The organism is Microcystis sp. BLCC-F209 (assembly GCF_041928595.1).
GTDB lineage: Bacteria > Cyanobacteriota > Cyanobacteriia > Cyanobacteriales > Microcystaceae > Microcystis.
This window is the reverse complement of sequence record NZ_JBHFLL010000228.1, coordinates 1-9,644: the sequence shown is the minus strand read 5'-3', so window position 1 is coordinate 9,644 and position 9,644 is coordinate 1. Positions and strand designations below refer to the sequence as shown.

The following is a 9,644-nucleotide window of genomic DNA, read 5'->3' as shown; positions in this document are numbered from 1 at the left end:
AGATAGTTATGCAATCCTAGTTAAAGATATTGCTGACTTGAAAGGTTTTAAATCCCTGATTATCCCCATGGTTGTGGCTTTTTTAAGTGCCGTGGTAACTTTGGGATTGCGTGGCTTTTTTCTTGGCAATAAACCTTAAATATATCTGGTAATATTGTCATCATCAAGTTTATTTTGTACTCTACCAATAAAATCTATGAGTTTTTGTATTAATCCCCATTGTCCTAAACCGAAAAGTATCAAGGAGAGTCGTTACTGTCAATCCTGTGGTTCCGACTTGCTTTTAAATGGTAAATATCGAGTCACAAATTTATTGAGTGCCAAAGGTGGATTTGGTAATACCTATGAAGTGATAGATGAACATAAAATAACCAAAGTATTAAAAGTTCTTACCTACGATTCCAGCAAAGCTATTGATTTATTTCAACAGGAAGCCAATCTTTTAAAACAATTAAATCACCCCGGTATTCCCAAAGGAGAAAACTATTTTATTTATCATCCCCGGGAGAGTCAAACTGCTTTACACTGTTTAGTTATGGAGAAAATTGCTGGTATTGACTTAGAAGAACATCAAAAACAAAGAGGATTTAAACCGATTGATTATCATCTCGCTTTGGATTGGTTAACTCAGTTAGCTAATATTCTCCACGAGGTTCATAAACATAAATTCTATCATCGCGACATCAAACCCTCTAATATTATTTTAAAACCCGATGGTCAATTAGTTTTAATTGATTTTGGAGCGGCGCGACAGGTGACTAAAACCGTCCTAGCAGGAGGCAAAAATACAGGAATTTACACCCCTGGATATGCTCCTCCTGAACAATCTCGTGGTCACTCTGTTCCCCAATCAGACTTTTATGCTTTGGGCAAAACTTTCGTCTTTTTGTTAACCGGTAAAGAACCCAGTGACCCCAAAATTTATAATATCAATACCAATGAATTTAACTGGCGTAAATATGCCCCAAATATCCCTTCTAGATTAGCAGATTTTATCGATAATTTAATGGCAGAAAAGCCTATTGATCGACCTAAAGACACCAAAACTTTGCTAAAAATTATTACCGATATTAAAGCTAATCCCCAGCAAAACAAAAAAACTAAAAATTCTCCTCCCGAAAAAACTCAAGTTATTCTTATTCGGAATTCTGTATCTATTCCCGATTTACTTTCTTCCAGTTATGCTGGGTTTTGGCTCCGTTTAAAAGCTTCTTTAATTGATTCTTTTATCGTTATTATTATCGCCGCTTTATTGGGTGGTTACATCTGTTTTCGCTTACAACAATGGGCAACTTTTCAAGATTTAAATCTTAATTTTGATATTCCCAAAGAAATCTGGGTTTATTATGCCGCGGGATTAAGTGCAGCTGGAACAACAATTATCGGTTTTGCCTTATTTATAGCAGCAATTATCTATAATATTCAAGCCAAAATTAACTTTACTCACGAACATATTGCCATCCTGACCGCTCTTGGTTTAGGAATAGTTATTAAATGGTTATATTATGTTTTCTTAGAATATCTTTTTAAAGCCACTATTGGTAAAATGTTTTTTGATTTATCCGTCACCGATAGCCAAGGCCGACGCATATCTTTTGCAAGAGCCAATCGCCGCTACTTACTAAAATTTATCTCCACTGCTCCCTTATATTTGGGCTTTTTACTGGCAGCCTGGACAAAGAAAAAACGCGCCCTTCATGACATGATTTCTGGTACACAAATCCGCAAAAAACAGTAACCAGAACCTAGAAAAGTAGGGGGAGGGGAGTGGGACGATATGATAAAATCAACTACAATAGGGACAAGATATTCCCGCTCGGTAATTGGGGGATTGTTGATCTTTTTCATCGATGGGATGACCGCAAGCGGGACACATTTCATAATGTCCTACCTCTAAATTAGCTGTTAGGGCCACTCTTTGATCGAAAACAAAACATTCTCCTTGCCAAAGACTCTGATCGGGACTAACTTCGTCTAAGTATTTCAAAATACCTCCCTCTAGCTGATAAACTTGAGAAAAGCCTTGATTTAATAAAAAAGCTGCTGCCTTTTCACAGCGAATTCCTCCCGTACAAAAAAGAGCTATTTTTTTATTGTTAATACTATCAAAATTGTCGTGAATATACTCAGGAAATTGGCGAAAATGCCGGATTTCTGGGTTAAGCGCTCCTGCAAAAGTACCGATCGCCACTTCATAATTATTCCGAGTATCGATCACTACCACGTCCGGCTCTTTCAGTAATTGGTTCCACTGTTCAGCTTTGAGATGAATTCCTGTTTTTTCGAGAGGATTAGCCTTGGGTTGACCGAAAGTTACAATTTCCTTTTTTAAGCGAATTTTTAAGCGTTGAAAGGGCAAATAATCACAAACAGACTCTTTCACCTCTAGATGAGCTAAACGAGTATCGGTTTTTAACCAACTAATCACCTCGGCGATCGCTTGACGGTTCCCAGCGATCGTTGCGTTAATTCCCTCGGCTGCCAGAAGAATAGTTCCTTTAATTCCTCTTTCTTGGCAGTATTTTTGTATTTCTGGCTGTTTTTGACGATAATCTGACAAAGCCACAAACTGGTAAAAAGTGGCGACTAGATAAGACATGGCAGGCAAGGGAAAAATTAACTTGTAATATTTTTCACTATAGGTTATAATAACGAAAGTGTCTCAAAAACCAGATCGGGGGTTTAGCTCAGTTGGTAGAGCGCCTGCTTTGCAAGCAGGATGTCAGCGGTTCGAGTCCGCTAACCTCCATAGCATCTCCCCCATAGTTTCCCTTTTGCTTGGTGATTAGCTCAAGTCTTTTTGGCGAGACAATTAGCTAGTTAATTATTAAGTAGGTAGGCACAATTATTTGTAGGATGGGTTAGCGGTAGCGTAACCCATGCGGGCGTTGGGTTTCATGCTTCAACCCAACCTACGTTCATTTTATATTTAATTCCACCCACCTACTTAAATGATGTCTCGTACCTATCAAGCTACTGGAATCAATCTGCAAGGAATGGCCTTCGGAGAAGCCGATCGCCTCTTAACTATTTTGACCGCCGAGTATGGTTTAATTAGAGCCATTGCCCCCGGTGCGCGCAAGTATAAATCTTCCCTCCGGGGTAGAAGTGAACTATTTGTGGTCAATAATCTGTTGATAGTCGCCGGAAAATCCCTAGATAAGGTCGTTCAAGCTGAAACTATCGAATCTTATCCCAAATTAAGTCAAAATCTCGCCAAACTCACCGTTAGTCAATACCTCTGTGAACTGGTTTTGGCGATCGCACTGAGTGAACAACCTCAGAGGGAATTATACGAATTAATCTGCAGCCATCTGGCCAGAATTGAAGTCCTCGACGAGAACCAATACATACTTCCCTATCTTTGTCAAGCAATTTTTCATTTCTTAATAATTGCTGGTTTAGTGCCGCAAGTCCATAACTGCCTGTTGACGGGAAAAGCTTTAATTGGGAACAATTGCCTAGGATTTAGTTTCGAGGCAGGGGGAATAATAGATCTATCTGCCCTGACAGAAACCATCAACCCGCCCAAAATCGATAGTAAACTGACGTTGCAAGAACTGCAATTACTGCAATGCTTAGGAAAAACAGATTTTCCCCCACCAGAAAACCCTGCCTCAGAACTAGCTTGGATTAACCTCGATCGCCTGCTGCGCCGCTATACTCAATATCATCTGGGAAAAACTTTTCGCTCCTCGGCATTAGTTGAGGGTTTATCTCCCTTAGAATTTTAAACAGATAGCAAAAATCATCATAATGCAACTGTTTGACTCAGAAACTGGCGACGCTAATTCCAGCGACTCCTCCACTCCTATTTTTAATTCTTCCGATTCCTCACCGAGGCAATCCGACACAGAAACCATGAACCGCTTGCCTAAACGTGCGCCCAAATCCAGTCCTAGTCAGGGTTTTGCCCCAGTGCTAAAAAACCCGCGCTTTCTCATTCTCTGGGCGGGGGGAATTTTTTCCCAATTAGCGGATAAATTCTATTTAGTTCTGATGATCTCCCTAATTGCCACCCATTACCAAAAAGCCGATCAGTCGATTAGTGGCTGGGTATCGGCGATAATGATTGCTAATACAATTCCGGCGGTGTTAGTGGGTTCGGTGGCGGGTGTATATGTTGATAGATGGTTAAAAAAACAAGTTTTAGTTATTTCTAACCTTTTACGGGGGGCTTTTGTCCTGCTCATTCCCCTATTGTTATGGTTAGTGCGCGAGCAAACTTTAGCCATTCCCCTCGGTTGGCTGCCGGAAGGTTTAAGAAATTGGTATTACCGGCTACAGGGAGAATTTAATTTACCCCTCGGTTTTTTCCTATTGTTAGTCATTACTTTTCTTGTCTCCACCCTAACCCAATTTTTTGCCCCTGCCGAACAATCTACCCTGCCATTGGTGGTAAAACGTCGTCATCTTCTACCCGCTAATTCCCTCAATACTTTAACCACCATGGCAGTATTAATTATCGGTTTTGCCATCGGTGAACCTCTATTAGCTTTTGCCGATAGCATTTTCGGCACGAGAGCCGGACAATTTGATATTGGTAAAGTGATGATTGTCGGTACTTTTTATATAATTGCCGGTTTAATTCTAATTATCCTGCGAACTAACGAAAAATATGTTATTCCTACCGCAGAACAGCCCCATGTTTGGGAAGATATCCGCGACGGCATTCGTTACCTCAACAAAAATCATAAAGTTCGTAACGCTTTAATTCAATTAGTCATCTTATTCTGTATTTTTGCCGCTCTATCGGTATTAGCCGTCAGTATGGCCGAAAAACTACCCGGGTTAAAAGCTTCTCAATTTGGCTTTTTATTAGCCTCCTGTGGTGCGGGAATGGCAGTTAGTGCGATTACCTTGGGTTATTGGGGCCAAAAATTCTCCCACACCCAATTAAGTCTCTGGGGTTCCCTGGGTATGGCGGCAGCTTTAATCGGTTTATCCCTAGCAACAAAGAGTTTAATTTTAGCCTTCGCTATGACCGCTTTATTAGGGATTTTTGCCGCTTTAGTCGGGGTTCCCATGCAAACTACCCTACAGGCAGATACACCCCCCGAAATGCGCGGTAAAGTCTTTGGTTTAGAAAACAATGCCGTTAATATTGCCCTCTCTTTACCCTTAGCCGTGGCGGGTATCGCCGAAACTCAATTCGGACTCCGACCGGTATTATTAGCTTTAGCAGTTATGGCAGTCATCGGCGGTGGTTTTACTTGGTATGTTTCTGGGAATTTATCTAAAGATTAGCGGAACTTTTCAGTTATCAGTTATCAGCAAATGTTAGAATCTTCCCGACGGGTTTCGGTTGTTCTTATTGAGTTACTATCGTCTGAATTGGAGATAGCCGCTTAGATAAATATTAGACCTCCACCTAATATTATCTGAAGAGCAAAAGTCTTTCTAGTTAAGGAATCTAACTAAATAAAAATGATTTTAATTGTCTCATATTTGTCAGTAAAATTAAATTGGCAACGATAGATAGGGTTGGCTGAATTCGCCCCGACAGGACGCAATCGCCGCTCAAGATGCAAGGTTTTTGAGCCACTAGCTGGAAAATTTTGCAGCTGCTTCCCCACACAAGTCCCCAAACTTCTGGCTCTTCTAGGTTCTGTGTGATCAGTTTAACTTACTCTATGATCGATCTTTGTGTCCTCTGTGTCTGGAGTGGTTCCTTCCACTCCCTCGCTCTTGAGGAATGTATCTTAGAATACATTTTACCCACCAAACCTGGGAGAGCCAACTTCTTACCTCGTCTATATTTCACATTTATTCAGCCCACCCTAGATATACATTTCCGTCCTAGAACTATTTGGTTAGTACATAGACGAAAAGCAAGCTGTGATTGGGTTATAATTTTTGGAGATGTCTATTGTCTATTGTTTTTAAACTATGAAAACCAGAGCAATTAAGCTATTAACATAACTTAATAATATAAACATAGCATTACCGGTGGCAGCTGGACAATCTCAACAGTGATAAACCAGAATATAGAAATAATAAGCGGATGACTAATAGCTATATTTTCTAAAGTTGGTTAAGTTTTTATAAGATTTCTGTAAAGTTATTGAAACCTTCTTGACATATCTAGTTAATCTAGGCTAGGCTCGGAAAGTGGTCAGCGAAGCGATGTTCGCCCTAGCAGTAGCCGTTCCCCTCCCGCTAATCTGATTCTCGGTGGGAATACTGTGTGTTTGGCTGCGAATAGTCGCTAATCGCCCCAGTATTAACCTTGTTTGTGTTAGAGCTAAGGATATGAGTAATCCTCTGTCAGTACAGGAAACAGCAACTGCCACCTCTTCTTCGATGGTTCAGGAATTGGGTTGGGAACAATTAGCGGCAGTACCTTTCGACTACGGAGTTAGTGCTGGTGGCGGTCTCGCCACTGACGGAACTTATGTCTATGCCGCCGATTTTAGCGGCGATGGCAATGATGATTATATTGACTTAAATAGTAATTTGAGCGATGAGAGCGGGGAAAGTTTAGAAAATCTAGGTATTGCTAACGGTTCTGTCCGTTTTGCTCGCTATAATCCCGCAACCGATACCTGGGAAGATTTGCCGATATTAAATGGTGAAGGGGTGTCGGGGGATGCTTTCTCCGCCGGTAATTTAGTTAATCCTCTGTTTGTGGCGGGCAATAAATTATATTACTACCAATTCCGCTCAGGTCCACAAATAGCGGCTCTCTATTCCTACGATTTAAGCACCGGTACTAGCGGTACTTGGACGCAGGAATGGGAAAAAACCAGTACCAGTGAAGATTCGCCATTAATTAATGTTAATGCCGGAGTCCTTGGGCTAGATGTCAATGAAGAACCAGTAATTCTCCATCATACAGGAGGAGGAGATTACAATTTTGCTCGTACTGATAATGTTGGTGGTGGTGGAACTCATACCCAATTAACCCCTAATTGGAGTTTTGCCGGGGAGCATTTTCCCCGTAATGGAGATTGGGAGTACAATACAACTAATGATCGGTTATATCACCTCAGTGGCGATCAATTGGTGATGTGGACTCATGATGACTTCGCTTATCCGGGAGGAAGCTTCTTGACTTCTACTCCCAATGGTGAATCGCCTTTAGCCTCCCAAAGCACCTTAATTTACTCACTGAAAAATGATTTAGGCTGGACAAATAGCGGTACTGGGACAAGTTTATGGGGTAACTCTGTCACCGCAGTTAATGGAGACTTGTATCTATTAAGAGGAGAAACCAGTACAGATGGTTGGCCTTTTAATGAAGGACGGGGTTTAATTAACAATCGTAACTTTGCTAAAGTGGGGGCAAATGGCTGGTTAGAAACCCTTCCTGATGTGCCGTTCAATATTGGGAAAGGTAGTGGCGCTGTTTATCTAAATGGCTATCTGTATGTTACCCAGGGGGATACTCTGACTGTTTCAGATGATTACGGTAATGTCGTCCCTCTCAATGGTGAAGGTATTCGTAGTCCAGGATTGGGTTTTGCTCGCTTTGCTATTACTAATAATCCGGGAACTACTTACACAGTTACTAATACCAACGACGATGGGGAAGGTTCTCTAAGGTGGGCAATAACTGAGTCTAATAATAATCCGGGTACAGATACCATTGTATTTAATATTGGTGAGGGTGGATACTATACAAATACCATAACTCCCTTATCGGCTTTGCCAGAAATTACATCCCCTGTCTTGATTGATGGTACCAGTCAACCGGGATACGCGGGAACGCCGATCATTCAAATTAGTGGTTATTATCTTACTTATTATCAACCAGATCAAGCAGTCTCAGGTCTAGTTATTAGTGCTGGTGACAGTACCGTCCGTGGCTTAATTATTACTCAGTTTAGTGGCTATGGAATACAATTAACTGACCAAGGTAATAATATTATTCAAGGTAATTATATTGGCGGAGTTAATTATATTATTAGCGAAATTGGCAACAATCTTGAGGGATTGGCTGGCCAATTTTTCTTTGGCAATGGAGAAGGGGGTATTTTAATTGAATCTGCCAATAATCTGATTGGGGGAGCGACTACCAGTGAAAGGAATATTATCTCTGGTAACACAGGAAAACCAGGTGTATTAATTAATGGTGAAACTGCAATTGATAACCGAGTCGTTAATAATTACATTGGTCTTGATTCATCGGGAACTTCATCCCGTCCTAATGGGGTTGGAGTCGAGATAGTTAACGGTTCCAATAATATTATTGACAAAAACATTATTGCTGGCAATACTAACACCGGCGTAAGTGTATTGTCCTATGGAAATATCGCCAATAATAATCAAATACTCAGTAACTGGATTGGTACTAGCAGCCAAGGCTACTATTTTTTAGGTAACGGGGATGATGGGATTGATTTAGCTGGAGCAAAAAATACCCTCGTGCAAGGCAATCACATCTATTATAATCAATCGACCGGTGTTGTTATTCGCGGAGCCGATGCCACAGGTAATCAAATTACAGGTAATTCTCTGTTTAATAATGCCGAGGGGATGAGTATCCAAGAAGAGGCACAAGGTAATTCAATTACAGGAAATACCATCAACCATAACAACTCTAACGGCATTTCCGTAGATAATTCTCAGAAAAATACTATTCAAGGCAATAGTATCTATGAGAATTATGGTTTAGGGATTGATTTAGGACGGGATGGAGTCACCGTTAATGATGAAGGTGATAGCGATACAGGAGCGAATGCTTTACAAAACTATCCCGTTTTCACCTCTGCTGAAGTTGTCGCAGGAACAGCCACCTTGATTGGTTATCTAGATAGTGAAGCCAATAAGGAATACAGGATTGAAATTTTTGCTAATCGTACACAGGATGCTAGTGGTAACGGAGAAGGAGAGGATTACCGTACCTATATCACTGTGACTACGGATGATAATGGTCGTGCTGATTTTACCCTTTCCTTGTCTGCCGAGAGACTGTATAGCTATATTACTGGCACAGCAACTAATCCCGATGGCAACACCTCAGAATTTTCTCCCTCTATCACCCTAACGGGAGAGTTACCCAATTTAGTGATTACTGAGGCTACTGCTCCTACTAATGTGGGTTTAGAACAGTCTTTCACCGTGAATTGGACGGTTAAAAATCAAGGTACAGTTACCACCCCATGGAGTTCTTGGAGCGATGGCATTGTCTATTCTTCTGATAACATCTGGGGCAATGATAATGACTATTATATAAATAACTTTTGGATTGATTCATCTAATAGCAACGTACCTTTAGATCCCGATGAAACTTATACAATGACGGGCAATGTTACCTTGCCTAGTTATATAGCTGCTACGAGTGGCTATTTATTGCTGAAGACGGATCAATATAATTATCAAGCAGAAACCGATGATACGGATAATATATATAGTATTCCTATAGTCATTAGTCAACCCAATTTAATTATTACTGAAGTAACAGCACCGACTACGGCTACTGCTAGTCAGACTATTACCCTATCCTGGACGGGGAAAAATGACAGTTCTGTTACTACGGGAAGTTCCTACTGGTATGATCAGGTAGTCTTCTCCACCAATGACATCTATGGGGATAGTGATGATATTTATCTTAATCAACAATATATCTCTAGTAGCAACGGATTACCCTTAGAACCGAATGAAACCTATACAGCAAGTAGTACCATCACCTTACCCAGTAA

General features: G+C 40.8%; 5 protein-coding genes, 1 tRNA gene and 2 pseudogenes. 7 read left to right on the top strand and 1 reads right to left on the bottom strand.

What is annotated here, in order from left to right:
- Both ACE1AQ_RS14815 and ACE1AQ_RS14810 read left to right on the top strand, forming a co-directional pair.
- Nucleotides 1-139 (top strand): annotated as a pseudogene (locus tag ACE1AQ_RS14815) (shikimate 5-dehydrogenase); the annotation flags it as partial.
- 57 nt (nt 140-196) lie between these two features.
- Nucleotides 197-1,738 carry an RDD family protein gene (locus tag ACE1AQ_RS14810; protein WP_008196328.1) on the top strand — a complete coding sequence of 514 codons (1,542 nt, stop codon included), beginning with the start codon at nt 197-199 and terminating at the stop codon, nt 1,736-1,738.
- 48 nt (nt 1,739-1,786) lie between these two features.
- Here ACE1AQ_RS14810 and ACE1AQ_RS14805 read toward each other — a convergent pair whose 3' ends face one another.
- Nucleotides 1,787-2,599 (bottom strand): rhodanese-related sulfurtransferase, encoded by an 813-nt coding sequence (locus ACE1AQ_RS14805; RefSeq protein WP_008196325.1) that lies wholly within the window; start codon nt 2,597-2,599, stop codon nt 1,787-1,789.
- A gap of 77 nt (nt 2,600-2,676) precedes the next feature.
- Here ACE1AQ_RS14805 and ACE1AQ_RS14800 point away from each other — a divergent pair.
- From ACE1AQ_RS14800 to ACE1AQ_RS14780, 5 genes and pseudogenes are all read left to right on the top strand, one after another.
- Nucleotides 2,677-2,749: transfer RNA gene (locus tag ACE1AQ_RS14800), tRNA-Ala, on the top strand.
- A 202-nt stretch (nt 2,750-2,951) separates the two neighbouring features.
- Complete coding sequence (gene recO / locus ACE1AQ_RS14795; protein ID WP_008196313.1) at nt 2,952-3,734, top strand: DNA repair protein RecO; 783 nt, start codon at nt 2,952-2,954, stop codon at nt 3,732-3,734.
- 22 nt (nt 3,735-3,756) lie between these two features.
- Entirely contained in the window at nt 3,757-5,247 is a 1,491-nt protein-coding gene (locus ACE1AQ_RS14790; protein WP_008196312.1) for an MFS transporter, read from the top strand.
- A 365-nt stretch (nt 5,248-5,612) separates the two neighbouring features.
- A pseudogene (locus ACE1AQ_RS14785) lies at nt 5,613-5,803 on the top strand (hypothetical protein).
- A 449-nt stretch (nt 5,804-6,252) separates the two neighbouring features.
- Nucleotides 6,253-9,644 (top strand): right-handed parallel beta-helix repeat-containing protein (locus ACE1AQ_RS14780; protein WP_374808676.1); only part of this gene is annotated, 3,392 nt, incomplete at its 3' end.

Coding starts and splice junctions, on each gene's coding strand:
- recO (WP_008196313.1), top strand. CDS start 2,952: ATGATGTCTCGTACCTATCAAGCTACTGGAATCAATCTGCAAGGAATG.
- ACE1AQ_RS14810 (WP_008196328.1), top strand. CDS start 197: ATGAGTTTTTGTATTAATCCCCATTGTCCTAAACCGAAAAGTATCAAG.
- ACE1AQ_RS14790 (WP_008196312.1), top strand. CDS start 3,757: ATGCAACTGTTTGACTCAGAAACTGGCGACGCTAATTCCAGCGACTCC.
- ACE1AQ_RS14805 (WP_008196325.1), bottom strand. CDS start 2,599: ATGTCTTATCTAGTCGCCACTTTTTACCAGTTTGTGGCTTTGTCAGAT.